At 63.7% G+C, this 24,169-nt stretch carries 23 protein-coding genes; 7 read left to right on the top strand and 16 right to left on the bottom strand.

Annotation, left to right across the window (positions count from 1 at the left end; translation table 11 throughout):
• Window positions 1-33: 33 nt before the first annotated feature.
• From RA20_RS26335 to RA20_RS05320, 4 genes are all read right to left on the bottom strand, one after another.
• Entirely contained in the window at window positions 34-222 is a 189-nt protein-coding gene (locus RA20_RS26335) for a hypothetical protein (RefSeq protein WP_039125386.1), read from the bottom strand.
• 33 nt (window positions 223-255) lie between these two features.
• Window positions 256-1,611 carry a cytochrome P450 gene (locus tag RA20_RS05310; RefSeq protein WP_039125388.1) on the bottom strand — a complete coding sequence of 452 codons (1,356 nt, stop codon included), beginning with the start codon at window positions 1,609-1,611 and terminating at the stop codon, window positions 256-258.
• Window positions 1,608-2,858 carry a hypothetical protein gene (locus tag RA20_RS05315; RefSeq protein WP_039125390.1) on the bottom strand — a complete coding sequence of 417 codons (1,251 nt, stop codon included), beginning with the start codon at window positions 2,856-2,858 and terminating at the stop codon, window positions 1,608-1,610. The genes RA20_RS05310 and RA20_RS05315 overlap by 4 nt, the downstream gene beginning before the upstream one ends.
• Window positions 2,859-2,970: 112 nt before the next feature.
• Window positions 2,971-3,723 carry a cytochrome c biogenesis CcdA family protein gene (locus RA20_RS05320; protein ID WP_039125392.1) on the bottom strand — a complete coding sequence of 251 codons (753 nt, stop codon included), beginning with the start codon at window positions 3,721-3,723 and terminating at the stop codon, window positions 2,971-2,973.
• Window positions 3,724-3,817: 94 nt separating this feature from the next.
• Between RA20_RS05320 and RA20_RS05325 the strand changes: the two genes are divergently transcribed.
• Entirely contained in the window at window positions 3,818-4,051 is a 234-nt protein-coding gene (locus RA20_RS05325; RefSeq protein WP_039125393.1) for a sulfurtransferase TusA family protein, read from the top strand.
• Window positions 4,052-4,217: 166 nt separating this feature from the next.
• Here RA20_RS05325 and RA20_RS05330 read toward each other — a convergent pair whose 3' ends face one another.
• The 6 genes from RA20_RS05330 to purC all read right to left on the bottom strand — a co-directional run bounded on the left by RA20_RS05330 (window position 4,218) and on the right by purC (window position 12,943).
• Window positions 4,218-7,424 carry an Rne/Rng family ribonuclease gene (locus RA20_RS05330; RefSeq protein ID WP_039125395.1) on the bottom strand — a complete coding sequence of 1,069 codons (3,207 nt, stop codon included), beginning with the start codon at window positions 7,422-7,424 and terminating at the stop codon, window positions 4,218-4,220.
• A gap of 584 nt (window positions 7,425-8,008) precedes the next feature.
• A complete protein-coding gene (locus tag RA20_RS05335; RefSeq protein ID WP_039125397.1) occupies window positions 8,009-9,346 on the bottom strand; it encodes a sigma-54-dependent transcriptional regulator in 1,338 nt (445 codons plus the stop codon).
• A gap of 32 nt (window positions 9,347-9,378) precedes the next feature.
• On the bottom strand, window positions 9,379-11,151 hold the full coding sequence (locus RA20_RS05340) for an ATP-binding protein (RefSeq protein ID WP_039125399.1): 1,773 nt from the start codon (window positions 11,149-11,151) through the stop codon (window positions 9,379-9,381).
• Window positions 11,152-11,187: 36 nt separating this feature from the next.
• The gene (gene purQ, locus RA20_RS05345; protein WP_039125401.1) at window positions 11,188-11,856 is read right to left on the bottom strand and encodes a phosphoribosylformylglycinamidine synthase subunit PurQ; all 669 of its coding nucleotides are present in this window, start codon (window positions 11,854-11,856) and stop codon (window positions 11,188-11,190) included.
• Window positions 11,856-12,086 carry a phosphoribosylformylglycinamidine synthase subunit PurS gene (gene purS / locus RA20_RS05350; RefSeq protein WP_019297460.1) on the bottom strand — a complete coding sequence of 77 codons (231 nt, stop codon included), beginning with the start codon at window positions 12,084-12,086 and terminating at the stop codon, window positions 11,856-11,858. The genes purQ and purS overlap by 1 nt, the downstream gene beginning before the upstream one ends.
• Window positions 12,087-12,181: 95 nt before the next feature.
• Window positions 12,182-12,943 (bottom strand): phosphoribosylaminoimidazolesuccinocarboxamide synthase, encoded by a 762-nt coding sequence (purC, locus tag RA20_RS05355; protein WP_039125405.1) that lies wholly within the window; start codon window positions 12,941-12,943, stop codon window positions 12,182-12,184.
• 272 nt (window positions 12,944-13,215) lie between these two features.
• Between purC and RA20_RS05360 the strand changes: the two genes are divergently transcribed.
• From RA20_RS05360 to bmt, 3 genes are all read left to right on the top strand, one after another.
• On the top strand, window positions 13,216-13,533 hold the full coding sequence (locus RA20_RS05360) for a DUF1476 domain-containing protein (RefSeq protein ID WP_039125407.1): 318 nt from the start codon (window positions 13,216-13,218) through the stop codon (window positions 13,531-13,533).
• A 263-nt stretch (window positions 13,534-13,796) separates the two neighbouring features.
• Entirely contained in the window at window positions 13,797-15,629 is a 1,833-nt protein-coding gene (locus RA20_RS05365; protein ID WP_241482214.1) for a phosphatidylglycerol lysyltransferase domain-containing protein, read from the top strand.
• Window positions 15,630-15,697: 68 nt separating this feature from the next.
• Complete coding sequence (gene bmt, locus RA20_RS05370) at window positions 15,698-16,717, top strand: betaine--homocysteine S-methyltransferase (protein WP_039125411.1); 1,020 nt, start codon at window positions 15,698-15,700, stop codon at window positions 16,715-16,717.
• A gap of 191 nt (window positions 16,718-16,908) precedes the next feature.
• Here bmt and RA20_RS05375 read toward each other — a convergent pair whose 3' ends face one another.
• Both RA20_RS05375 and RA20_RS05380 read right to left on the bottom strand, forming a co-directional pair.
• Entirely contained in the window at window positions 16,909-17,187 is a 279-nt protein-coding gene (locus RA20_RS05375) for an acylphosphatase (protein WP_039125412.1), read from the bottom strand.
• A 71-nt stretch (window positions 17,188-17,258) separates the two neighbouring features.
• Window positions 17,259-18,311: a PA0069 family radical SAM protein gene (locus RA20_RS05380; protein ID WP_193748775.1), complete on the bottom strand. Its 1,053-nt coding sequence runs from the start codon at window positions 18,309-18,311 to the stop codon at window positions 17,259-17,261.
• Window positions 18,312-18,562: 251 nt separating this feature from the next.
• Here RA20_RS05380 and RA20_RS05385 point away from each other — a divergent pair, with 251 nt between their 5' ends.
• Together RA20_RS05385 and RA20_RS05390 are read left to right on the top strand one after the other, a co-directional pair.
• Window positions 18,563-19,261: a corrinoid protein gene (locus RA20_RS05385; RefSeq protein ID WP_039125414.1), complete on the top strand. Its 699-nt coding sequence runs from the start codon at window positions 18,563-18,565 to the stop codon at window positions 19,259-19,261.
• Window position 19,262: 1 nt separating this feature from the next.
• Window positions 19,263-19,973: a DUF1638 domain-containing protein gene (locus tag RA20_RS05390; protein WP_039125416.1), complete on the top strand. Its 711-nt coding sequence runs from the start codon at window positions 19,263-19,265 to the stop codon at window positions 19,971-19,973.
• A gap of 96 nt (window positions 19,974-20,069) precedes the next feature.
• Here the strand turns inward: RA20_RS05390 and RA20_RS05395 are convergent, their stop codons facing one another.
• Complete coding sequence (locus RA20_RS05395; protein WP_039125418.1) at window positions 20,070-20,480, bottom strand: SufE family protein; 411 nt, start codon at window positions 20,478-20,480, stop codon at window positions 20,070-20,072.
• A 134-nt stretch (window positions 20,481-20,614) separates the two neighbouring features.
• Between RA20_RS05395 and RA20_RS05400 the strand changes: the two genes are divergently transcribed.
• Window positions 20,615-21,124, top strand: coding sequence for a hypothetical protein (locus tag RA20_RS05400; protein WP_039125420.1), 510 nt, complete (start codon window positions 20,615-20,617; stop codon window positions 21,122-21,124).
• 74 nt (window positions 21,125-21,198) lie between these two features.
• On the opposite strand, the gene rnd is transcribed toward RA20_RS05400, so the two are convergent.
• The 3 genes from rnd to purM all read right to left on the bottom strand — a co-directional run bounded on the left by rnd (window position 21,199) and on the right by purM (window position 24,071).
• Window positions 21,199-22,356 carry a ribonuclease D gene (gene rnd, locus RA20_RS05405; RefSeq protein ID WP_039125422.1) on the bottom strand — a complete coding sequence of 386 codons (1,158 nt, stop codon included), beginning with the start codon at window positions 22,354-22,356 and terminating at the stop codon, window positions 21,199-21,201.
• A gap of 75 nt (window positions 22,357-22,431) precedes the next feature.
• Window positions 22,432-23,028: a phosphoribosylglycinamide formyltransferase gene (gene purN, locus RA20_RS05410; RefSeq protein WP_039125423.1), complete on the bottom strand. Its 597-nt coding sequence runs from the start codon at window positions 23,026-23,028 to the stop codon at window positions 22,432-22,434.
• Entirely contained in the window at window positions 23,025-24,071 is a 1,047-nt protein-coding gene (purM, locus tag RA20_RS05415) for a phosphoribosylformylglycinamidine cyclo-ligase (protein ID WP_039125425.1), read from the bottom strand. The genes purN and purM overlap by 4 nt, the downstream gene beginning before the upstream one ends.
• Between the last annotated feature and the right edge of the window lie 98 nt (window positions 24,072-24,169).

A 24,169-nucleotide genomic window follows, 5' to 3' on the forward strand; every position in this document is an offset into this window, starting at 1 on the left:
TCAGCTGATCTCTGGCTGCAGCAGCTTTTTCAGTCACAGGCTGCTGCAAAGGGAGGTGTGGTCCGCCGCCAGAAGCGCGACATAGAACGGCTGATTGGATGGGAGCGTTTCCGGCTCGAGTTGAAACGGCGCGGCTTTCACGCCGTAGAGAATGCAGGCCAGGTCGTCATCTTCTGCAATCAGGACGCAGTTCGGATCATCCGGTGATGCAAATTTCTTCAAAGAAATTTGCCAAGAAGATTCCAATTTTCTTGGCTAGCGTTCCGTCAGCCGCAGCCATATCCCGTTCTTTGACCGTACCGTCAGATGGGCAACTGGAACCGGTTCCCTGCCTTCAATGGCCTCGACCCGGAAACGCCGCAGGATCATCGACAAAATCAGCGGCCCTTCCACCATGGCAAAGCCGGCCCCTGTACAGACTCTGGAGCCGGCTGAAAACGGAATGAAGGCATCGCGCTGGCATTGCTTGCCGTTCTCTGTAGCCCAGCGGGAGGGATCAAACCCGTCCGGGTTCTCCCACAGCCGCTCGTGCCGGTGCAGGTGCCAGGGACTGAGCACCATCTGAGAGCCCTTCGGCACCTCCCGGTCCCGGAAATGTTCCGGGCACGCAGCCTCGCGCACCATCATCGGAACCGGCGGGTAAAGCCTCAGCGTTTCGCGGAAAACATCGCGGCTGACCCGCAGCCTGGACACGGCGGCAAAACTCTTGTCCTCAAGCGCCGCGGCCTCCGCTGCGGCTTTCTCCTGCCATTCGGGGTAAAGCGCCATCAGGTACAGCGCCCAGGCCAGTGCCGACGCGCTGGTTTCATGACCTGCAAGAAAGAAGATCGCGACCTGATCCACCATCTCCTGGGTATCAAACAGGCCCCCGGTTTCCGGATCCCTGGTGGTCATTATCTTGGTGGCCAGGTCATCGGGCGCAGTGCCTGCTTCAATTGCCTGCATCCGCGCCTCGGTCAGCCGGGTGATCAGCGCCCGTATCCGCGCAGCATTCTGCTTGGTTCCCTTGCGGAAGAACCGCGGCATCCAGACCGGAAGCGGTACAAATGCAGCCAGATTCAAGATCGGCTGGCTGCGCTGGTAATCCTTGAACCGGCTGAAGACCTCCCCCGCCACCTCATGTTCGATCGGAATGGAAAACAACGTGCGGAAGATGACATCCGCGGCGGCGTGCGAGGTTTCCTCCTCGATTTCCACCGGCCCTTTGCGGCTGGCCAGCCGCTCAACCGCGGCCTCGGCCGCCGCCCGCATGGCCGGGTATGTGTCCTTCAGCCGCCCGCCCTCGAACGCAGGGTCGATGATCCGCCGCTGCCGCTTCCAAGCCGCGCCATTGGTGAGAAACACCGAATTGCCCAGCAAGGGCTTCAACCCCTCGGCGATCCGGTCCGACTTCGGAAAATCCTCCGGCCGCTCCTTCAGCAGCACCTTCACCAGATCCGGCTGGTTGACCAGGAAGGAGCGGAAAAACGGCGTGCGGAACTCGGCCATCCAGGCCCGGTAAAGCCGCGCAGGCTGTGCCGACAGAATGTCCTGGCGGAACAGTTTCACATAGCGCCACAGAGACACACGGTCCGGGCGTGCCGGGGGTTTCGGCGGCAGAACTTGCGTCATTCAGCGGCCACCGACGTGAACTTGGACACCGCCACGTCAATCCGGGACTGCGAAGGTTTCCGGTCCCTGTACCGTGCGGCCAGGGTCAGCGGCCCGGCGGTGATGCGGAAATAGTCATAGTCGCCCGGCCGGTCGAAAGCGCAGAGATACTGGAAATGCAGCCGGAAGAACCGCCAGCGCAGCTTCTGCCAGCGCTCCGGGCTGAGCGTCTGGGTGAAAGCAGCGGAAAACACCAGCGGCCAGCGCTTCTGTTCAGTTGCCACGCCGCTGACGGCAACCGGATCGCAGAGCGCAAAGGCGCAGCCGTCGCCGGGGGCAGTGACGTCCACCCAGGCAAGCTCGCCGCGCTGCGACAGGTATCTGAGGTCTGCGCGCAGCCGTTTGGCCTGCGGCAGGAAGGAAACCATCGGCACCACCTGCCCCAGCGACAGGAAGCCAAGCGCCGGGCGGTCTGCGGGCAGACCCTCCCGGATCAGATCCGCCAGCACGGACACGCCGACATGGGCACCGGAGGAATGGCCGACAACAAGAACTTCATCCAAACTGCGGTCTTGCAGAGCATCCGAAATCAGATGGCGGAATTCGGCCATCCGGGCTTCAAGTTCTGGCGGGTTGGCACCACGGGACGCAGCAGAATAGGCGTAGTCGTGCATCAGGTAGTAGGCAAACAGCTTGCCATCGCGCGCCTTGAACCAATGCAGCAGCGCATAGCCCGCACCCAGGCCCAAGGCCCAGCCAGCTGCCGCAACGATGCCGCCGTCCAGCCCCACTGCCCCCGCCGGAAGTGATACAGCATGGGCCACGCCCCAGGCCAGCAGCAGCGCCAATATGGCCTGCAGGATCAGCATGCCCACGGGATAGAGCGCCGCGATCACCGGCCCCTTGCGCAGCCGCATCAACCGTCTGAGCGCGCCGGTGGTGATATAGATCCAGGCGGTGCGGGCCAGCTGCAGGTAGGTGCCTGCGATAGTGGCCTCCATGCTGCCGCGCACGATATCGGACCAGACCAGAACCTCCACATCAGCCTGGACTTCGGTGCCGTCCATTTCAGCGGCGACGTGCCAGCCGTAGGGGCCTTTGGTCTGCTTGGGCGACAGGGAAATGCCATAGCCGGAAACCTGCGCCTGGGCGGCGCTTTCCTTGCGGTAGAGCTCGCGGTAGCGGCGCGGGTGAATCGGATCGTAGCCCGGGATGTAGAACACCCGGCGCTTGCGCACGTCCTGGGAATGGGAGCCGCTGTGATCCACGCTCTTACCTGCTCTGCCTTGCCAATTCAGATTAGCAGTGCAATCCGGCAAGAGTAAGGCCGCTCCGGGCAAAGAAAAAGGGGCCCGACGGCCCCTTTGAATACCCCTGAGATCAACCCAGTGCTGCCAGCGCCGGGAAGGTTTCCAGCAGCCACCAGGAGAAAGTGGTGAACAAACCGGTAACCAGCATAATGCCGACAAACAGCAACAGCCCGCCCATGATCTTCTCGATCAGCCCCATGTGGCGTTTCATCTTGTTCATCAGCACCATGGAGCGGTTGAGGAACATGGCCGCCAGCAGGAAGGGAATGCCCAGGCCTGCAGCATAAACGCCCAGCAGAATGGTGCCGCGGCTGACCGAGGCCTCCGAGGCCGCCAGCGACAGAATGGCGCCCAGCTGCGGGCCGATGCAGGGGGTCCAGCCAAAGGCAAAGGCGAGGCCGAGCACATAAGCACCCAAGGCTGAGCCGCCGGATTCACCAGCCTCCATCCGCGCCTCGCGGTCCAGCAGCGGAATGCGGAAGACCGACAGGAAATGCAGGCCGAAGACAATGACAACCACGCCGGAGACCTGGGCGAAAAGCTCCTGATTCTGCAGCACAAAGGCCCCAAAGGCCGAAGCGGTGAAGCCCAGGAGCAGGAACACGGTCGACAGCCCAAGGACAAAGAACAGCGCGGCGATGACTGCCTTGCGGCGGGCCGCGGCGGTGCCTTGCATCTCGCCGATGGTGACGCCGCTCATATAGGCCAGATAAGGCGGCACGATCGGCAGGACGCAGGGCGACAGAAAACTGATCACGCCGCCCAGCAGCGCCACCAGCATGGCAGGGAGCAGCCCTGCGTCTATGATCTCGATTCCAAACATGCCCCAACACTTATGTCAGCTGCGGACCAACGTCACGGGGACGGCTGGTCACATCCTTGTGGACAGCATGAAACATCCCCCTTATCTGAAAACCATGAGCGAGATCAAAGAGACTCTGGATGCCATCGGGCTGTTATGCCCCCTGCCCGTCCTGAAGGCCCGCAAGCGGCTGAAAACGCTGCAGCCCGGCCATGTGCTGGAGCTGCTGGCGGATGACCCTGCGGCGGTGATCGACGTGCCGCATTTCTGCAATGAGGCGGGGCATGAATTCCTTGGCCACAGCGATGGCGCCGGCCATCAGGTCTATCTGATCCGCAAAGGGCGCTAAGCCCGCAACCAAAGCACTTTCTGCACTGCAAACCCCGGAAGGCACCTGTTTTCCGGACCGGTTCCTGTGCGGGAAAACAGATGTTTGAGTTGTCCTGCGGCGCCCGGCGGAGCCAAAAGAAAAAGGCAGGCCAACCGGCCTGCCTTTCAGTTTGCTTCTTTCAGCCTCAGCTTCCCATCGACCACCAGCCGCGGCGTTTGGGCTTGGGCGGCGCTGCAGGCTCAGGCTCTGCCTCGGCCCCTGCCATCGCAGGCTCCGGTTGCTTTTCCTCAGCTTCCGGCACCGGTTCAGCTTGAACGGGCTCTTCTTCAGCAGGGGATTCCGCTACAGGTTCTGCGTCCTCAGCAACCGGTTCTGCAGCGGGTTCCTCTGCTGCATCTGCCACCGCTTCGGCCTCTTCGGCAGGTGTGTCATCAGCCGGAGCCGCGGCGGCACCCTCCTCAGAAGCTGCATCCGCAGCCGGAGCGGCCGTGTCAGCGCCAGCGTCTTCGGCGGCTTCCTGCTCCGGGCTTTCAGCAGCGGCCTCAGCCTCGGGAGCTTCAGCCTCAGGGGCTTCGGGTGCCAGAGCTTCTTCTGCCGGAGCTTCCCCGGAAGCGGTCTCAACAGGTTCCGCAACGGGTTCAGCCGCCTCGGAGGCATCTTCTGCAGCGTTCCCGGTTTCTGCTTCGGAAACGGCGGCCTCCCCGGAAGCCTCGGAAACCTCAGCTGTTTCCGCCTCTTCCTTCTTCGGCTTGGACTTGCGCGACCGGGTGCGGGTGCGGGAAGGCTTCTTCTTCTCCTTCACTTCTTCCGGAGCCGCTTCTTCGCCCTCTGCTGCGGTCTCGGCCTCAGCGGCGTCTTCCTTGGGCTGTTCCTGGTCCTCAGCAGCCGCTTCTGCGCCCTCGCCCGCCTGGGCCTGATCGCCGGATCCGGACTTGCGGCGGCGGCGGCGGCGGCGCTTGCGCTTGGGCTTGTCCTCCTGAGTGCCGTCCTCGGCCGTCTCAGTTGCTGCAGCAGCCTCTTCCTCTTCCTGCTTGGCTTCCTCAGCGTCCACCTGATCCATGATCGAGGTATCCACCGACACCACCGGAGCAGGTGCCGCGGGCACGTTGCGCGACGCAGTCTTAAACTTCTCTAGAACAAAGTCCGGGCTGACCAGATGCATGTCGCCTTCGATGCGCACGGAAAGACCGTAGCGGGCTTCGATCTGGGCGATATGCTCGCGTTTCTGGTTCATCAGGAAGTTGGCGATGGAGACCGGGCAGCGCACCAGAACCTCGCGGGAACGGCGGCGGGTGCCCTCTTCCTCGATCTGGCGCAGGATCGACAGCGCCATCGAGTCGTCCGAGCGGATCAGGCCGGTGCCATGGCAATGCGGGCAAGGCGCCGTGGTCGCCTCTATCATACCGGGGCGCAGGCGCTGGCGCGACATTTCCATCAGGCCAAAGCCCGAAATCCGGCCCACCTGAATGCGGGCGCGGTCGGTCTTCAGCTTGTCCTTCATGCGCTTTTCGACGGCGGCGTTGTTCTTGCGCTCGTCCATGTCGATGAAGTCGATGACAATGAGGCCTGCGAGGTCGCGCAGACGCAGCTGGCGGGCGACTTCCTCAGCCGCTTCCAGGTTGGTCTTGAGCGCGGTTTCCTCGATCGAGGCTTCCTTGGTCGCGCGGCCGGAGTTCACGTCGATCGCCACCAGCGCCTCGGTCACGCCGATCACGATGTAGCCGCCGGACTTCAGCTGCACTGTCGGGTTGAACATGCCCGCCAGGTAGCTTTCGACCTGGTAGCGCGCGAACAGCGGCAGCGCTTCCTGGTAGTGCTTCACGTTCTTGGCGTGGGACGGCATGATCATCTTCATGAAGTCCTTGGCGATGCGGTAGCCGCGGTCGCCTTCCACCAGAACCTCGTCGATCTCGCGGCTGTAGAGGTCGCGGATCGAGCGTTTGATCAGGTCGCCTTCTTCATAGATCTTGGCCGGCGCGATGGATTTCAGCGTCAGCTCGCGGATCTGCTCCCACATGCGCTGCAGGTATTCATAGTCGCGCTTGATCTCGGATTTGGTGCGCTTGGCACCGGCGGTGCGCACGATCAGGCCCGCGCCCGAAGGCACGTCCATCTCGGCAGCAATGTCTTTCAGCTTCTTGCGGTCGGCAGCATTGGTGATCTTGCGGGAGATGCCGCCGCCGCGGGCGGTGTTGGGCATCAGCACGCAGTAGCGGCCAGCCAGCGACAGATAGGTGGTCAGGGCTGCGCCCTTGTTGCCGCGCTCTTCCTTGACAACCTGCACCAGCAGGACCTGACGAACTTTGATGACTTCCTGGATCTTGTAGCGGCGCGGACGCGGTTTGCGCGGCGGACGGATGTCCTCGCTGTCGTCCTCGTCGGCAACGGATTCGATGCTTTCGTCTTTGGAGGTCGCATCGGCCCGGCGGGATTTCTTGCCGTCGTCTTCGTCGTCGCTGTCACCCTCTTCAGAGGATGCTTCTTCACCAGCGGCGTCCGCCGGCGCGGTCTCTGCAGTCTCTTCCGACTTAGCTTCAGGCTCGGAAGCCTCTGCCTCAGCAGCTTCAGCCCCGCTGTCCGCAGGGGTATCAGCTTCCGCTTCTGCGGTCTCTGCAGGAGCAGCTTCTGCGTCAGCAGCAGCTTCTTCAGCCGGGGCTGCGTCTTTTGCAGTATCCGTGTCTGCTTCAGCTTCGGCTGCCTCAGCCTTGGGCTCTTCCGCCTCGGCCTGAGCTTCCGCCGCTTCACCGTCCTGAACCGCGGCATCAGCCTCGCCAGCATCTTCGCCAGTGGCGTCTTCCGCGGCGGCCTCATCCGGGTCTTCGACCGGAGTATCCGACACCCGCTCCATAGGCGACGAGCCTTCCGGAACCTCGGCCAGCTCTGCAGCCGGTTCGTCCACCGCCTCAGCGCTGTCGCTCAGGTCGATGGTCTCCATGCCGGCGATCTCTGCGGGCTGCTCTTCCGGGGTTTCGACCTCTTTGGTCTCCACCGCGTCATCTGACGACGCCTTGGCCGCCTTGGCAGCAGACTTGGACTTGCGCGAGCGCTTGGGCTTGACCTGCTTGGCTTCCTCTTCCTCGTCGCGGGCGCGCATCGCCTCGGCATAGGCGCGCTCTTCTTCCATCAGCGCTTCGCGGTCGGCCACCGGGATCTGGTAGTAGTCCGGGTGGATTTCCGAAAACGCCAGGAAGCCATGGCGGTTGCCGCCATAGTCCACAAACGCCGCCTGCAGCGACGGTTCGACCCGGGTTACTTTTGCGAGATAGATATTGCCGGCAAGCTGCCGTTTGTTTTCGGATTCAAAGTCGAACTCCTCAACCTTGTTTCCGTCGACCACCACGACGCGGGTCTCTTCCGCGTGGGTGGCATCGATAAGCATTTTCTTAGCCATGTGTCCTTGGTGCACCTGCCCTGTGCGCCCGCAAGCTGTCTGCTTCCAGGCGGCCGCGCGCGTTTTGGGTGGTGTCTTGTCAGGGCGATCTCAGACAGCGCGGTGCAGCAGGTGGTCCCGGGGACATTGCCCGGCCTTCCTGCCTCAGTGCTCTTCGCTCTCGCGCGTGTCATCGCGGTTCTTCTCCGGCAGGCGGGCTGTCCCGTCCCTGCCCTATTATCCCTTCACCGGTGATATACCCGGTTCGGGCGCTAAACTGCCCTCCGGGTAAGAGGGCCAATCGGTCTGGCTGCAGCTTTCTCGGGTCGTGCCGGACAAAAGCCAGAGCCAGCGAAACTCATCAGAACGGGCGAAACCATATGCCGGTTTCCGGCCCGTTGGGTCAGCATAAGGCCTGTGGATAGGTAATGACAATGGCCATTCGACTCTGCAGAGCCTTAAAATGCAAACAGCCTGCCTTTAGCAGGCAAGCCGTTAATTTCAGGTAATTTTTCCGCCGACCACCGGAATTCTGCGAAACTTCGACCACAGTAAGCGCAGATTTTCCGTGCCGTTTTCCATGCCGGAAAACGGCACCGGCTGGGTCAGGCCAGGTAATCCGAGCGCTGCAGGCCGTATTTCGCCATCTTCTCGTTCAGGGTCCGGCGCGGCAGGCACAGCTCGTCCATTACGCTGGCAATCGAGCCCTTGTGGCGGCGCATGGTGTTGTCGATCAGCATCCGCTCAAAGGCTTCCACATATTCCTTCAGCGGCTTGCCTTCGGTGGTCATCACCGGCTGCATTTCCTCGTGATCGGACATCAGGAGCGACGCGATGGTGCCCGAGCCGCGGCGCGACTGAAGAACTGCGCGTTCCGCGATATTGATCAGCTGGCGCACATTGCCCGGCCAGGGCGCCTGCAGCAGCTGCGCGGCTTCCTGGGCGCTGACCTGCGGAGCGTCGCAGCCGTATTCTTCGGAGAACTGTTCCGACAGGCGGGTGAACAGGGTCAGGATATCCTCGCCGCGCTGGCGCAGCGGCGGCACGGTGATGCGCAGCGCCGCCAGACGGTAGAACAGATCCGGGCGCAGCGCGTCTTCGCAGGTCTTGCCCGCTTCCTGCAGATTGGAGATCGCGATGATCCGGGTTTCCGCCGGGGTGCCCTGCTCGTTGATCACGCTCAGCAGCTTGGCCTGCAGGGTTTCCGACAACGCATCGATGTCTTCCAGCACCAGAGTGCCGCCGCGCGCTTCCTCGATCGCAGGCAGCATGCTGTCTTCCGGCAGCATCGGGCCGAACAGGCGTTTGGCCAGCGCCTCCTCTTCCAGCGCGGCGCAGGAGATCAGCACGAATTTCTTCCCCGCCCGGCTGCCAACCGCATGCAGCGCATGGGCGACCAGCGTCTTGCCGGTGCCGGTTTCGCCGTCGATCAGCACATGGCCGTCGGCCTGGCCCAAGTCCAGGATGTCCTCGCGCAGCCGCTCCATCACCGGGCTTTGGCCGATCAGCTTTTTCATGATCTGGCCGCCGTCGGACAGCTCGCGCCGCAGGGCCCGGTTGTCCAGCGTCAGGCGGCGGGCGCCGGTGGCGCGTTTGGCCAGTTCCGACATGCGGTCCGGGTTGAACGGTTTTTCGAGGAAGTCGAAGGCGCCGACGCGCATTGCTTCGACCGCCATCGGCACATCGCCATGGCCGGTGATCATGATCACCGGCAGCGCGGAGTCGCTGCCCATCAGCTTTTTCAGGAACTGCATCCCGTCCATGCCAGGCATCTTGATGTCGGAAATCACGATCCCGGGGTAATCCGGGCCCAGCACCTTCAGCGCTTCCTCGGCGCTCGAGAAGGTCTCGGTGTCATAGCCCGACAGCGCCAGCCACTGGCTGATCGACTGCCGCATATCCTGTTCATCATCGACGATCGCGATCTTCATAGCCTGTGCCATGCGCGTCCTCTCCTACGTCTTGCGGGCTGCGGTCACTCCGCCGCCTCGATGCCGTCCACCAGGACCGGCAATTGCATCTCAAAGACCGCGCCGCCGTTCTGGCCATTGCGGGCGGTCAGCCGTCCCCCAAGGTCGTTGACGATCCCCGAGGAGATGGCAAGCCCCAAACCCACCCCGTCGCCGGGCTGCTTGGTGGTGTAGAAGGGCTCGAACAGCTCGTCGAAGTCCTTGATCCCCACCCCGTTGTCGCGCACCGAAAGGGTCGCGGTCTCGCCAGCGGCCAGGAGGATTTCCACCTCCGGGTCCGGCACCGACTTGGTGGCGTCCAGCGCATTGCGCAAGAGGTTGACCATGACCTGTTCCAGCCGCATCCGGTCCCCCATCACCATAACAGGTTCTTCCGGCAAAATCCGGGTGATTTTCACATGCCGCTGGCGCAGCTGCGGCTCCATCATCGAAAGGCTCGAGGCCAGCGCATCGCCCAAGTTTACAGGGCTGAACGCATCGCCGCCCTTGCGGGCATAAGACTTCAGCTGGCGGGTGATCGCCCCCATCCGCTCAATCAGGTCATCGATGCGGCCGAAGGAGGCCAGCGCTTCATCCGGCCGGTTGCGATTGAGCAGCAGACGGGCGCCCGCCAGATAGGTTTTCATCGCCGCAAGCGGCTGATTCAATTCGTGGCTGACGGCCGCCGACATCTCCCCCAAGGCAGCCAGTTTCGAGCTCTGCGCCAGGCTCTGTTCGGCCACCGCCAGGGTCTTTTGCATCCGCTCCCGCTCGGCAATTTCCCGCTGCAGGCGAGCGTTCAATACGCGAAGCTCTGCCGACTCGCGCTGGAACAGCGCCATCCGCAGCGCGGTTTTCCGGCTGAGCGCATAGAAGGCCAGCGCCAGAAGGATCGCGAATCCCATGATTTCCAGCGCCAGCACCGCGTTCACCCGCTCGCGCACAGAGGCGTAGGTGGTGAAGGAGGCCATCCGCCACCCCTGGAACGGCACCCGGGTCTCCAGCCGCATCACCGCCTCGCCCTGCAGATAGGCGTCCGGCGGCAGCGCAGTCCAGTCGGTGGTGGCGCGGATCGCCCGCTGGATGGCACCCTCCGGCGTTTGCAGGGTCAGCGCGTCGTCTTCCTTCAACCCGCGCCAGCGTGCCTCAGTGGCAAGGATGATATTGCCGGTGCTGTCGGTGACCAGCACCGCGTCGGAAATCCCTGCCCAGGCCCGCTCGAACTTCTGCAGGTCGACCTCGACCACAATGGCGCCCAGCACGCCTGTGGCATCCACCATGCGCCGGGAATACGTGAACCGGTAGCCGCCGACCTCGCGCGGGATCACCGAGAACACGGTCGACTTGGCGCGCACCGCATCGACGAAATAGGCCGCGTTGCGGTGGCTCTCGCCCAGACGGTTGCGGTCGGTGGCGGCCACCGTGCGCCCGTCCTGCGCCAGAAGCATGATCGAGGCGGCGCCGATCTCATCGACAAAAGAGATCAGCCGCTGGGTAGACAGGGAAAAGTCGCTCGATTGCAGCGCCGAGATCAGAGTCTGGTCGCGCGCCAGCAGCTGCGGCACGATGGCGTGCTGGCGCAGCTCGCTCAGCAGGTTGCCGGAATAGAGCGCCAGACGCAGCTCGGCCCGGTTGCGGGTGCTTTCGGTAAAACGGTGGGTCAGCGCCCGGTTCGTGGTCCAGACCGTGATGGCCGCTGCCGCCATGAACAGCACAAGCGCCAGCCGGGCGCGCCACGAAATCGTGCGCGAGCCGGTTCTGGGTTTGGATTTGGTCAAATCAGAGCGCGGGGCGGTCATAGTCTATACCTATTGCGGCCGCCCCGCCTTCTCAAGTCACGCAGCGGTGACCATGCCGGCCAATGCGCGGAACATGGCCGTCCCGTCGGTGCCGCCGTGGCCCTCGTCCGCGGCGCGCTCCGGATGCGGCATCATGCCGAGAACACGGCGGTTTTCAGACAGGATGCCTGCGATGTCCGCCACAGAACCGTTGGGGTTCTCTTCATAGGTGAAGGCAACACGGTCCTGATCCTGCAGTGCCTTGACGGTGTCTGCATCGGCAAAATAGTTGCCGTCGTGGTGGGCAATCGGCACCCCGATCACATCGCCCGCGTTGTACCCTTGGGTAAAGACGCTGTCAGAGGTCGCAACCTGCAGCCCCACGGTGCGGCAAATGTACTTCAGGCCCGCGTTGCGCAGCAGCGCGCCTGGCAGCACGCCGGTTTCGGTCAGGATCTGAAAGCCGTTGCAGACGCCGAGGGCATAGCCGCCGCGGTCCGCGTGCTCAATTACGGCCTTGCAGATCGGAGACTGCGCCGCGATGGCGCCGCAGCGCAGGTAGTCGCCATAGGAAAAGCCGCCCGGCACGCCGACGATGTCGACCCCCTCCGGCAGCGCACTGTCCTTGTGCCAGACCATCGACACGTCGAAACCGGCCTGCTCAAACGCCACCGCCAGATCGCGGTCGCAGTTCGAGCCCGGGAAAACAACAACCGCCGCTTTCATCAGGCCATCTCGATGCTGTAGGATTCGATCACGGTGTTGGCCAGCAGCTTCTCGCACATCGCGGTCACGTCGGCCTCGGTGGCGCCTTCGGCCAGATCCAGGTCGATCACCTTGCCCTGACGCACGCCTTCGACCTTGTCAAAGCCCAGAGCCCCCAGCGCGTGGCGCACCGCCTCGCCCTGCGGATCCAGAACCCCGTTCTTCAGCATCACATGCACCCGTGCCTTCATCGCTTCATCCCTCAGGTTTTCGATGGCGAAGCCCTGGCGGGCTTCTTCTTTGCAAAATACTCAAAATCCCGCCCTGTCAGCAGGGCGGGACCGGATCAGTTCACCAGCGTCGGTTTGCCCGGCGCCGGCGGGTTGTTCGGCATCACGCCCAGACGGCGCGCCACTTCGCTGTAGGCATCGGTCAGGCTGCCCAGGTCGCGGCGGAACACGTCCTTGTCCAGCTTCTGGCCGGTCTTGATGTCCCACAGGCGGCAGCTGTCGGGGCTGATCTCGTCAGCAATCACCAGGCGCTGGAAGTCGCCCTCGTACACGCGGCCGATCTCGATCTTGAAGTCGACCAGGCGGATGCCCACCGCCAGGAACACACCGGACAGGAAGTCATTCACCCGCAGCGCCAGGCTCAGGATGTCGTCCATGTCCTGCTGGCTGGCCCAGCCAAAGGCAGCGATATGCTCCTCGGTGACCAGCGGATCGCCCAGGGCGTCGTCCTTATAGCAGTATTCCACGATCGGGCGCGGCAGCTGGGTGCCTTCGTCGATGCCCAGGCGCTTGGAAATGGAGCCCGCCGCATAGTTGCGCACGATCACTTCCAGCGGCACGATCTCGCAGCTGCGCACCAGCTGCTCGCGCATGTTCAGACGCTTCAGGAAATGGGTCGGCACGCCGATCTGCGCCAGGCCCAGCATGAAGAACTCGCTGAGGATGTTGTTCAGGACGCCCTTGCCCTCGATCACGTCGTGCTTTTCAGCATTGAAAGCGGTGGCATCGTCCTTGAAATACTGCACAATGGTGCCCGGCTCGGGGCCTTCGTACAGTGTCTTTGCCTTGCCTTCGTAGATTTTCTTGCGGCGCGCCATTGGGAACCTTTCGGGTCAATGCCGGGAATCCGGCCCTGCGATGTGCCGCCCTCATAGTGCAAGGGGGGCCGCGCCGCAAGCTTGCTGCGGGCCGGCCCTTGCCTGTCAGCGCCCATGGCAGCGCTTCGGCCTGCCCCCGCGGCAGGCCGGCGGGCGTGCTCCCGGCAGGCTGCGTCAGACAAGGGCTTTGACCGGCTCAGTTTTTTCTTGCCCTGGAGGGGGATCACGCTCCTATCATTACAAAGGTGAAAAGCGGTTAAAGAGGATCAGCCATGACGACATTCGACGAACGCGAGCAGGCCTTCGAAGCCAAATTCGCGCATGATGAGGAAATGCAGTTCAAAGCGCGTGCGCGCCGCAACAAGCTGGTTGGGCTTTGGGCGGCTGAGCTTTTGGGCAAAACCGGGTCTGCCGCAGATGAGTATGCCCAAACCGTTGTTGCCGCCGATCTTGAAGAAGCAGGCCACGAGGATCTGGTGCGCAAGCTGTACGGCGATCTCGGCTACCGGGCCACTCAGGAGCAGATCCGCGGCAAGATCCGCGAGATGATGCCGCAGGCCCAGGAAGAGATCCTGCAAGAGGACGGCTGAACCGGCACCCTCCGGCCACCGCCTGACTGTCGGCCTGACTTGCGCTGGCACTGACCGCCCGGCGCAGGCCTGATCTGGCGATCTGGCGCACAGGGCAGAGGCTCCATAAGTATTTCCGCGCACAATTTTACAGGTTAACCCAACTGAAAACCGCTGCACCTAGACTGGCGCAGACTGCCTTTCTGCTCTGCCAGCTCAGGATTGTTATGCTGTTTTCAAAATCGCCCGCCCGCAGACCGGCCGCGCGGCTGATCAGGCTCACTGTGCCGTTTCTGGTCATGGGGGTCTGCCTTTGGCTGCTGCGGGCGCAGACAGAGCTACCGCCGCTGGCCGAGCTGGGCGCCGTTCTGGCCGGGCTGCCTGCCTGGAAGTGGGCAGGCGCAGCCTTGGCAACCGCACTCAGCTTCTGGGCCCTGGGACGCTATGATTCCGTCGCCCATCGGCACCTTCAAACCGGGCTGGACGGTCCCGAAGCGCGGCGCGCAGGCATCGCGGCGATTGCCTTTTCCCAAACCGCCGGGTTTGGCCTGTTTACAGGCGCCTACGCCCGCTGGCGGCTGCTGCCGGGGCTTTCGCCGCTGCAGGCAGGCCAGCTGACAGCCCTGGTCGCGGCTACTTTTCTAGCCGCGCTTTCAGTGATTTGCGGCGCGGCTCTGATCCTGGCCCCGCCTGCGCCGGGCCTGTCCTGGGCCGGGGGGCTGATCCTTCTGGCAGCCACGGCCATTGCGGCTGCCAGCTTTCTTCACCCGGAAATGCCCCTGTTCCGGATCAAGCTGCGCTGGCCTTCGCTGACGGCCATGGCCGCGCTGGGGTTCTGGGCGGTTGCGGACGTTGCAGCAGCCGGCACCGCCCTGTGGCTGCTGCTGCCGGAAGGCGCAGGCGTCTCCTGGGCACCGCTCCTGACGGCCTATGCCGTGGCGCTGGGGCTGGCAGTCGTCTCCTCCGCTCCAGGCGGTGCGGGCCCGTTTGAACTTGCCCTCTGTGCATTGCTTCCCGCGGTGCCTGACAGCACGCTGATTGCCGGGCTGCTGGCCTTCCGGCTGGTCTATTACGCTGTTCCGGCCGTTCTGGCAGGCCTGCTGCTGATCTTCCCCGGCCTCATCCCGGTGCGCAACAAGCCCCTGGAAGACACGGATCTGCTAGGCAGCCGCGCTTTGTCGCCCGCTGCTCTCCCCAAAGACCGGACATGCTCTGAAGCCGGAATCATCCGGCAAAACGGCGGCCATGTGCAGGCTTTCGGCCTCAATCAGGTGGCGCTGCTGAACACGCCGCAAGCCTCGGTCGCGCTGTTTGACCCCCTCTCCGGCATCACCCAGGAGACATTTGCCCCGCTGGCGGCCCACGCCCGCAGCCGCAATGCTGCCGCCTGCTACTATAAGTGCGCCCCCCGCACTGCATTAGAGGCGCGCAAGGCCGGATGGCGGGTTCTGCGGATTGCCGAAGAGGCCGTGCTGAACCCTTTGGCCTTCGCCGAAAAGGGATCCAGCCGCCGCCAGCTGCGCCGCAAACTGCGCCACGCGGAAAAGGCCGGGCTGGAGGCCTTTTCGGCAGGCGCCTCGCTGCCGCTTGATCAGATGCAAGAGGTGGACGCAGCCTGGCAGGCCGCCCACGGAACCGCCTATGGCACAACGATGGGCCGGTTCGAGCCAGGCTACGTCGCCGGGCAAGAAATTGTTCTGGCCTTCCTGGAGGGGAAACTGATCGGTTTCGCCAGCTTCCATGCATCTTCGCGCGAATGGTGCCTCGACCTGATCCGCCTGCGCCCGGATGCGCCGGACGGCGCCGGCCACGCACTGGTACGCGCAGGAATTGCTTCAGCCGCCGCCGCCGGGATCAGCCGCCTGTCGCTGGCTGCAGTCCCGGATCACCGGCTGGCCAAAGGCGTCGACCGGGGCCTGCGCCGGTTCAAGACCTGTTTTGCCCCGTCATGGGAACCCCGCTACATGGCGGCGCCAGGCTGGCTGCAGATGGCGCTCTGCATTGCCGAACTTGTGCGCCTTGTGCACCGACCGCCCGCGGTGCTGCCGGCAGCCGGAGGTGCGCAAACTCATAATGAAGATGAAGAAAATGAAATTGCGCTTGCCCATACGGCATGAGAGAGAACACCAGACCTACCAGCCGCCCGCACTCCGTTTTGCGGCGGCCCCTGATCGGGACATGAGCTATGACCAACACCTTCACTCATTTGCTAGAGACCAAAGACGTTCTGCTGGCGGACGGTGCGACCGGCACCAACCTGTTTGCTATGGGGCTGCAATCCGGCGATGCGCCTGAATTGTGGAACACCGATGAGCCCAAGAAGATCATGGCGCTGTATCAGGGGTCGGTGGATGCGGGCAGCGACCTGTTCCTGACCAACAGCTTTGGCGGCACCGCAGCGCGCCTCAAGCTGCACGACGCCCAAGGCCGGGTGCGCGAGCTGAACCGCGCCGCTGCAGAACTCGGCCGCGAAGTTGCCGACAAGGCGGAGCGCAAAATTGCGGTGGCCGGCTCGGTCGGCCCGACCGGTGAGATTTTTCAGCCCGTCGGCGAGATGTCCCATTCCCTCGCAGTGGAAATGTTCCATGAGCAGGCAGACGCCCTGAAGGAAGGCGGCGCGGATGTGCTGTGGGTCGAGACCATCTCGGCCCCGGAAGAGTTCCGCGCTGCTGCAGAAGCGTTCAAACTGGCCGGCATGCCCTGGTGCGGCACCATGAGCTTTGACACCGCAGGACGCACCATGATGGGTGTGACTTCGGCGGATCTGGCCCAGCTGGTGGAAGAGTTTGACAATGCCCCGCTGGCCTTTGGCGCCAACTGCGGCACCGGCGCATCCGACATTCTGCGCACCGTTCTGGGCTTTGCCGCGCAAGGCACCGAGCGCCCGGTGATCTCCAAGGGCAACGCGGGCATACCGAAATATGTCGACGGCCACATTCATTATGACGGCACCCCGGAACTGATGGGCGAATATGCGGTCATGGCCCGCAATGCCGGCGCCAAGATCATTGGCGGCTGCTGCGGCACAATGCCGGCCCACCTCAGCGCCATGCGCGAAGCGCTGGACACCCGGCCGCGCGGCGACCGCCCGGCGCTGGAGGAGATCGTCGAAGTCCTGGGTCCCTTCACCTCTGACAGCGATGGCACCGGCGAAGATGCAAATGCAGGCGGCGAGCGCCGCTCCCGCCGCCGCCGCCGCGCCTGAGCCTGCGGGGCCGCGTAAAGCGGGAAACACTCTGATTTATGAGCAAGATACGGCGCCGCATACATGCGGCGCCGTATCCGTTTTATTGGGGGGCGAACATATGGTCTGCCCAGAGAGGCCCAGCCATAGGCACACCGGCAGCAGCCGCTGCAGGCCGTTCTTTTCTTTGGCGCTGCTTCAGGCGGATCAGCCTACTTGACGATCCGGAACTCAGTCAGCCCCGGTTCGGGCTCCGTGCGTTCGGTGAGAACATCCTTTACCGCCGCCGCGCCCGGCCCGCGGCCCATCCGGCGCACCATATCGGCCACGCTGGCGGCCGGCCCCATCAGCAGGGCCCGTACGGACCCGTCCGGCTCATTGCGGATCCAGCCGGAGAGCCCGTGGCGCACCGCCTCTGCCCTGGCCCAGGTGCGGAAAGCCACGCCCTGCACCCGGCCCGTGACCCGTGCTTTGATCGCAACAGACGTCATGAGACACCTTCCTTTCCGTCATTGCCCCTTCAGCATAGCACAGATGCGCCGCTGCGGGTTTCAACTATGAGTCAGAACAGGGCGAGCTGGTCCCCCGGCTGCGGCGGGCGTGCAAACAGGTCAGCCCGCAGGTCAGCCGTCCGCTCCTTCAGCTCCAAACGTTTGCACGCGGCCTTGAACCGCTGGGCGATCATTTCCGCATACCGCCCCTCGCCCCGCATCCGGTGGCCCCAGCGCGGATCATAATCCCGGCCGCCGTGCATCTCCCGCAGCCGTGCCATTACCTTGGCGGCGCGGCCAGGCTCATGCTCGGCCAGCCATTCCTGCCACAGCTCCGACACTTCCCGCGGCAGCCGCAGCATGATCCAGCTGGCGGCATCCGCCCCCGCTTCTGCCCCGGCAGCCAGCAGCGCCTCCAGCTCATGATCTGTCAGCCCCGGAACAACGGGCGAGGTCATGATCCGCACCGGCACACCTGCATCGGTCAGCCGCCGGATGGCTGCCAGCCGCCGTGCGGGCAGCGGCGCCCGCGGCTCCATCCGCCGCGACAGGTCCGGATCCAGGGTGGTGACGGAAATTCCCACCCGCACCAGCCCCCTGGCCGCCATCGGCGCCAGGATGTCCAGGTCGCGCTCCACCATCGCGCCCTTGGTCACGATCGCCACCGGGTGGTTGAAATCGCGCAGCACCTCCAGGCAGGCGCGGGTGATGCCATAGTCCCGTTCGCAGGGCTGATAGGGATCGGTGTTGGTTCCCAAAGCCAGTGTGGCCACCCTGTAGCGCGGCGCCGACAGCTCCTTGCGCAGCACCGCCGCTGCGTTGGGCCGGGCCACCAGCCGGGTTTCAAAATCCATGCCCGGCGACAGCCCCAGATAGGCATGGGTCGGACGGGCAAAACAATAGATGCAGCCGTGCTCGCAGCCCCGGTACGGATTGATGGAACGGTCGAACGGCAGGTCGGGAGACCGGTTATAGGTGATCAGCGACCGCGCTGCTTCCTCCCGCACCTCGGTGGGAATCACTTCCGGATCCGCATCCTGAAACCAGCCATCATCGACAGTATCCCGCGCCTGTTCGTAGCGGCCTGCCGCATTGCTGAGACTGGCGCGCGCTTTGCGTCGCATGGGGTCGGAAACGCTGTGGTAAGGCATGGCTTGATTATGCACTTGCAGCAAGAACAAATAAAGAACAAATGCGCAGAACTGAAGATTTTCATGCATAATCTGAAGTATCAATCAGCCGAATTTCCTCCTATAGGTCGGTTCGGACAACAGCAATGTCGCAAACAATGCAGTCGAGCGGCGGCATTCTGTCACAAAAGTTCCAAAACTAGGCCAACACGGGGCATCCCGCCCCGTAAGCAAGGATTAAGCGAATGTCGGACGAAGAAGACATCATCCTCTCTGAACTCGATGACGAGGAACTTGTTCAGCAGATGTTTGATGACCTCTATGATGGTCTCAAAGAGGAAATCGAAGAAGGCGTGAACATCCTTCTCGAGCGCGGCTGGACGCCCTACGACATTCTGACCAAAGCGCTGGTTGGCGGCATGACCATCGTCGGCGCCGACTTCCGCGACGGCATCCTGTTCGTTCCGGAAGTGCTGCTTGCGGCCAACGCGATGAAGGGCGGCATGGCCATCCTGAAGCCGCTGCTGGCCGAAACCGGCGCGCCGCGCGTGGGCTCCATGGTCATCGGCACCGTCAAGGGCGACATCCACGACATCGGCAAGAACCTGGTTTCCATGATGATGGAAGGCGCAGGCTTCGAGGTTGTCGACATCGGCATCAACAACCCGGTCGAGAACTACCTGGAAGCCATGGAAGAGCACAAGCCGGACATCCTCGGCATGTCCGCTCTGCTGACCACCACCATGCCCTACATGAAAGTGGTCATCGACACCATGGTCGAGCAGGGCCTGCGCGAAGACTACATCGTGCTGGTTGGCGGCGCGCCGCTGAACGAAGAGTTCGGCAAGGCAATCGGCGCCGACGGCTATTGCCGTGACGCAGCCGTGGCCGTGGAAATGGCCAAGGACTTCGTTGCGCGCAAGCACAACTCGATGAGCGCCTGATTTGGCACGTAAAGGACGCGCAGCCCGCTTGACAGAGCGGGCTGCCTTCCGCCCCCCCACCGGGCGGACGCTTGAGGAAGCTTCCCTCACCGAACAGGGCCTGGCCGCGCCCGAAAAGAAGACCGGCCGCATCCTGCTGATTGCCTGCGGCGCGCTGGCGCGCGAGATCCTTGCCATCAAGGACGCAAACGGCATGGATCACATCGACCTCACCTGCCTGCCCGCCAAGCTGCACCTTTACCCGGAGCAAATCGTTGACGCCGTTGACGGTGCCGTGGCCAAGCATTCAGCGGTTTATGACAAGATCTTCGTGGTCTACGCCGACTGCGGCACCGGCGGCGCGCTGGAGCGCAAATGCCAAGAGCTGGGCGTCGAAATGGTGGCAGGCCCGCACTGCTACTCCTTCTTCGAAGGCAATGAAACCTTTGCCCGCCATTCCGAGGAAGGGGAAATCACCGCCTTCTACCTGACGGATTTCCTGGTCAAGCAGTTCGACGCCTTTGTCTGGCGCCCGATGGGGCTCGATAAGAACCCTGAACTGCGGGATATGGTCTTCGGCAATTACACCAAGCTGGTCTACCAGTCACAGGTCAATGACCCCAGGCTGATGGAAAAGGCACAGGAATGCGCCGAGCGCATGGGACTTGAGTTCGAACACCGCCACACCGGCTACGGCGACCTGGAAGCCGCCATGACGAACTGGGCCCGGTAGCCTTTCATCTTTCCTGAAATACTCCAGGGGTCGTCATTGCGGCGCCATCTGTTCGAGCCCAATGACGACGAGGGGCCGGCCCCTCGCCCGCGTACGTCAGGCCTGCGCCATCGCTGTTTCACGGACCCGCTCGATCATCGCCCGCAAGCCATTGGAGCGCTGCGAGGACAGGTGCTCGTTCAGCCCCAGCCGCCCCAGCTCAGCCTTGGCGTCCACGGCAGCCACTTCCTGCACCGGCAGGCCATTGTAGAGGCAGCGCAGCACCGCAATCAGCCCGCGCACGATCATTGCGTCGCTGTCGCCATCAAACCGGAATTCGCCGCCCTCGATTGCCGCGTGCAGCCAGACCTGGCTGGCACAGCCATCGACCTTGGTCGCAGGCACTTTCAGCGCCTCGTCCAGCGGCTCCATCGCCTTGCCCAGGTCGATCACATGGCGGTAGCGGTCCTCCCAGTCCTCCATGAACTCGAAGTCTTCCACGATCTCTTCAAAGGCAGCTGTGGCCATCGCCGGTCAATCCTCAATAACGCATCCTGGGGCAGATCAGCACCTAAGCCCCTGCCCGCCCCATTTCAACCGCTTTTCAAGCCGCAGCCAATCGGGTAATCCCTTGCAAGGAATTTATTTTGGGGCGGGGACAGATGAACAAACCTTTGGCGATCACATTGGCCTCGGCGCTGGTGCTGGCGGGCTGCGGCTGGAAGGATTCACGGCTCAACCCGTCCAACTGGTTCGGCAGCTCCGAACCGGCAGCCGTGGAACCGGCAGCAAACACCAATCCGCTGCTGCCGCAGGACAGCAATGCCCGCGGTATTTTTGCCCGTCCGGAGCCCGAGGACGTCACTGTCCTCATCAGCCGGATCTCTGATCTGCGAATCGAGCGGACCGCTGCAGGTGCCATCATCTATGCCACCGCAATTGCCAGCCGCCAGGGCGCCTACAACGTGGAACTGCGCCCGGTGGAACTGCCCGAGGACGGCGTGCTCGCCTATGACTTCCGGGTTGTTTACCCCGAGTTTCAGACGCCCACCGGCAGCGAGTTCAGCCGCACTGTGCATGCCGCCCGCACCGTTACAGAACAGGATCTGGAAGGCATCCGCACGGTTCGGGTGAACGGCACTGAGAACGCCCGCGAAAGCCGCCGCCGCTGATCCCGGCAAGCTTAATCTGAAAGCAAAAAACGCCCGCGGTTGCGGGCGTTTTCTTTTCTTGCATGTGTCAGTGCTTAGAGCTCTACCACTTTCACGTCCTGCCCCTTGGCCGCAAGGCCGATCTCGCCGTCGCACAGGCGCAGCGCATCGGCGCCGAAGACTTCGCGCCGCCAGCCGCTGAGGGCCGGAACATCGCGCAGGCCTGCGGCAATGGCATCCAGATCAGCGCTCGGGGCAATCAGCTTGGCAGCAACGCCTTCGGCTTCGGTCTTGGCCTTCAGCAGCACCCGCAGGAGGTCCGCCAGCGCCGGGTTCACCTGCAGCTTTTCCTTGCTGCGGTCCATCTTGGGCTGCTTTTCCGCCGGGCAGGCAACGCCTTTGGCAACGGCTTGAAGGATGCCCTCGGCAATCGCCCCCTTGCGCGCCTCGCGCAGCAGCAGGCGGGAACCGCCCAGCTCGCCCGGGTTGCGCGGCTTGGTCGAGGCCAGCTCCACCAGCGCGTCATCCTTGAACACCCGGTTGCGCGGCACGTTGTTGGTTTGGGCGTAGCTCTCGCGGAACGCCGCCAGTTCCCGCACAACGGCCAGGAACTTGCCCGAGGTGGTGCGGGTTTTCACCCGTTTCCAGGCGTCCTCGGGGCGGATGTCATAGGTCGCCGGATCGGTCAGCACCTGCAGCTCTTCGGTCACCCAGTGAGCCCGGCCGCTCTTGTCCAGCTCAGCCGCCAGAAACTCGTAGATCTTGCGCAGATGGGTCACGTCCGCCAGCGCATAGGTCTTTTGCGCCTCGCTCAGCGGGCGGCGCGACCAGTCGGTGAAACGCGAGGTCTTGTCCAGGCCCTGCTTGACGATCTTGCGCACCAGCGTCTCATAGCCCGCCTGCTCGCCAAAGCCGCAAACCATCGCCGCCACCTGGGTGTCAAACAGCGGCTTGGGGAAGACCTGCGCGTCGACCCAGAAGATCTCCAAGTCCTGGCGCGCGGCGTGGAACACCTTCACGACATTCTCGTTGCGGAACAGGTCATAGAGCGGTTCCAGCGAGATGCCCTCGGCCAGCGGATCCACCAGCACCGCGTCGTTTTCGCCATCGCCGGAAAAGGCCAGCTGGATCAGGCAGAGCTTGGAGTAATAGGTCCGCTCGCGCAGAAACTCGGTATCCACCGTGACATAGGGATGCTGGGCAGCAGCCTCGCAAAAGGCCTGCAATTCTTCGGTAGATGTCAGAGTTTTCATCAAAAACGGCTTTTCAATCTCGTGAGGGTCAGGATGTGATACGCGCTTGGCCCCGGCATTGCAATCAGCCGGGCCTCAGCCCAGCAGAACCGGCGTTTTGTCTCCAGCGGCAAAACGGCGCAGCACCGCCGGATAGAGTTTGTGCTCTTCGACCAGCACCCGTGCGGCCAGCACATCGGGCGTGTCGCCCTCCAGCACCGGCACCCGGGCCTGGCCCAGGAGCGGCCCGTCATCGAGGCGCGGCGTCACCTCGTGCACAGAGCAGCCATGCTCGGCGTCGCCCGCCTCCAGCGCGCGGGCATGGGTGTGCAGCCCCTTGTACTTGGGCAGCAGCGAGGGATGGATGTTCAGCATCCGGCCTTCGAACTGCGACACGAAACCGGCGGTCAGCACCCGCATGAAGCCGGCCAGGCAGACGATGTCTGCCCCGGCCTCAAAGATCGGCTTCACCAGCTCGGCCTCAAAGGCTGCGCGGTCGTCCTTGAACGGGCGGTGGTCGACAACGGCAGTGGCCACACCCGCCGCCGCGGCCTTGGCCAGCCCGCCTGCATCGGCGTTGTTGGACAAGACCAGGCAGGGGCGCGCCGGATGGTCTCCGGTCATGCTTTCCAGCAGCGACACCATGTTGGAGCCGCCGCCGGAAATCAGGATGGCGACTTTCTTGTGGCTCACAGCAGCTTGCCCGAATAGCGCATGCCGGCGCCTGCGGTCACGGTGCCCAGGCGCGACACGGTCTCGCCTTCGGCGGCCAGCACTTCGGTCAGCGCATCGGCACGGTCGGCCGAGACAGACAGGATCATGCCAATGCCGCAGTTGAAGGTCTTCAGCATTTCTGCTTCGGCGATATTGCCGGTTTCTGCCATCCATTTGAATACGGGCGGCAATTCCCAAGCGTTCAGGTCGATGTCTGCACCCAGATCTTCGGGCAGCACCCGCGGCAGGTTCTCGGTCAGGCCCCCGCCGGTGATATGGGCCAGCGCGTGAACGCCCCCTGCCCGCACAGCCGCCAGGCACTGCTTGACGTAAAGGCGCGTCGGGGTCAGCAGCACCGCGCCCAGGGAGCCTTCGCCAAATGGGCAATCAGCGTCCCAGCCGAGGCCCGAGACCTCCACCAGCTTGCGCACCAGCGAATAGCCGTTGGAATGCACGCCGTCAGAGGCCAGGCCCAAGAGAACGTCGCCTTCCTGCACGCCTTCGGGCAGTGCAGTGCCGCGTTCCATGGCACCGACGGCAAAGCCTGCGAGGTCGAAATCACCCTCGGGGTACATGCCCGGCATTTCAGCGGTCTCGCCGCCGATCAGCGCGCAGCCAGAGCGCACGCAGCCCTCGGCGATGCCCTCGATGATGCGCGCGGCGACGTCTGTTTCCAGCTTGCCAGTGGCGAAATAGTCGAGGAAGAACAGCGGCTCAGCACCCTGGCAGACCAGGTCGTTCACGCACATTGCCACCAGATCGATGCCAACGCCGTCCACCACACCGGTGTCGATGGCAATCCGCAGCTTGGTGCCAACGCCGTCGGTGGCGCCGACCAGGATCGGGTCGCTGTAGCCTGCGGCCTTCAGGTCGAACAGCGCGCCAAAGCCGCCCAGGCCGCCGGCCACGCCAGAGCGGTTGGTGCGCTTGGCAGCCGGCTTGATCCGGTCAACCAGGGCGTTGCCCGCATCAATGTCCACGCCTGCGTCTGCATAGGTCAGGCCGTTCTTGCCGCTGGTCATCACTTGGCTCCTTCAACTCGGTTGCGCAGCCTTTAACGCAAGGCGCATCAGAAGGAAACAAGGGATTCCGCCGCGCCGTCCCGGGCGGCGCGGCGGGG

The organism is Leisingera sp. ANG-Vp, from assembly GCF_000813725.1.
Lineage (GTDB): Bacteria > Pseudomonadota > Alphaproteobacteria > Rhodobacterales > Rhodobacteraceae > Leisingera.